The organism is Pseudomonas inefficax (assembly GCF_900277125.1).
In the GTDB taxonomy this organism is placed as follows: Bacteria; Pseudomonadota; Gammaproteobacteria; order Pseudomonadales; family Pseudomonadaceae; genus Aquipseudomonas; species Aquipseudomonas inefficax.
Window position 1 is genome coordinate 1 of sequence record NZ_OPYN01000165.1, and the last position, 1,819, is coordinate 1,819.

The 1,819-nt window shown below is 66.8% G+C and carries 2 protein-coding genes and 1 pseudogene; all 3 read right to left on the reverse strand.

Going from position 1 to position 1,819, the window contains the following annotated elements:
- Positions 1-260 (reverse strand): annotated as a pseudogene (locus JV551A3_RS31075) (nucleoside hydrolase); the annotation flags it as partial.
- Between the two features lie 208 nt (positions 261-468).
- Positions 469-867 carry a D-ribose pyranase gene (rbsD, locus tag JV551A3_RS19875; protein WP_133979054.1) on the reverse strand — a complete coding sequence of 133 codons (399 nt, stop codon included), beginning with the start codon at positions 865-867 and terminating at the stop codon, positions 469-471.
- A complete protein-coding gene (gene rbsK, locus JV551A3_RS19880) occupies positions 864-1,772 on the reverse strand; it encodes a ribokinase (RefSeq protein ID WP_133979056.1) in 909 nt (302 codons plus the stop codon). The genes rbsD and rbsK overlap by 4 nt, the downstream gene beginning before the upstream one ends.
- Positions 1,773-1,819: the final 47 nt, after the last annotated feature.

The following is a 1,819-nucleotide window of genomic DNA, read 5'->3' on the forward strand; positions in this document are numbered from 1 at the left end:
GCCAGGAACAGCGCGACCACGTCGTCGGCGCCGGGGTCGGTGTCGATGATCAGGTCGATGGGGGCGGCCTGGAGGGTAGTGGCTGCGGCCATGAGGGCGATTCCTTGTAGCAGGGGTTTGAGCATGGGTGGCACTCCTGTTGCCTGGGTTGGTATGTGTGAAACACCGCAAATTCCTGTGGGAGCGGGTTTACCCGCGAAGAAAGCTACGCGGTGAATGGCACCGGCTTCGCCGGTATTCGCGGGTGAACCCGCTCCCACAGGGGGCCTGCGGTGGATGGCACCGGCTTCGCCGGTGTTCGCGGGTGAACCCGCTCCCACAGGGGGCCTGCGGTGGCTGGCACCGGCTTCGCCGGTGTTCGCAGGTGGACCCGCTTCCACAGGGGCCTGCGGTGGATGGCACCGGCGTTGCCGGTGTTCGCGGGCATGCCCGCTCCCACAGGGGATCTGCGCTGGGCAAGATGACGAGTTAGAACGTCACGCCGGAGATCAGCGCAATGTTGCTGTAGGGCTGGCACTCGCCGGTACGCACTACCGCACGGGCTCTGCGCGACAACGCCTTGAAATCTTCATGGCTCAGCCATTCGCGCTTGCCCAGCTTGCCCTTGAGCCGCTCGATCTCGACCAGCGCCGGCGGCACCACTTTCTGCATTTCTTCGGCCAGCACGTGGCGCTCTACCTGCAGCTCGCTCAGCACAACCCGCAACACGCTGGCGAAATCCGGCAGGCCAGGCGTGACGGCCAGGTCGATCAGTTCTACCCCGGGCGGCACCGGTAGCCCGGCATCGCCGATTACCAGGATGTCGCCATGCCCCATGCCGGCAATGGTCCGCGACAGGGCGACGTTCAGCAGTGGGGTTTTCTTCATGGCGCAAGCTCCGCCAGGTAGGGAATCGACGGCTGGGCGCCGGCGCGAGTAACCGACAAGGCCGCGGCGCGCTGGCCGAAGGCGATGGCTTCGCCCTCCTCCAGGCCGCGCACCAGGCCAGCGGCAAAGCCGCCAATGAAGGTGTCGCCGGCTGCCGTGGTGTCCAGCGGCTGGACCACCGGCGCGGGGAAGTGCTGGTGGCCCTTGGGGGTAACCAGCAAGGCCCCTTGCGCGCCCAGGGTAATGATCACTTTGCCCGCGCCCAGTTGCAGCAAGCGCTCGCCGGCACGCCGGGCACTGTCCAGGTCAGCCACCGGAACGCCGGTGAGGGCTTCGGCCTCGCTTTCGTTGGGCGTCAGGTAATCGATGTGAGCGAACCAGTCCGCCGGCAAGGGGCCGGTCGCCGGCGCCGGGTTCAGGATCACCTGCTTGCCCAGCTCACGCCCCCTGGCCAGGGTCCAGGCCACGGTGTCGGTGGGTACCTCCAGCTGGCAGATGATCACCTCGGCCGCCTGCAGCAGTGCATCGAACCGCTGCACCGACTGCGGGGTCAGCAGGCCGTTGCCACCGGGGATGATGACAATGCAGTTCTGGCTGGCGGCATCCACGGTGATCAGCGCCACACCGCTGGACACTCCCTGGCAGGTGATGACGCCCTGGCAGTCGATGCCTTCCACATACAACGCCCGGTGCAGTTGCCGACCATAATCGTCGTCGCCGACATTGCCGATCATCGCCACGCTGCCGCCCAGGCGCGCCACGGCCACCGCCTGGTTGGCCCCCTTGCCGCCCGGCACGGTGAAAAAGCTTTCGCCGGGGAGTGTTTCGCCGGCCCGGGGCAGGCGCTGGGCGCGGGCCACCAGGTCCATGTTGAGGCTACCGACTACCACGACCTTGGCATTCATGACATTTCCTTAGCGTTAGCGGTAATCGTTGAACAGGTCCGGGCGCG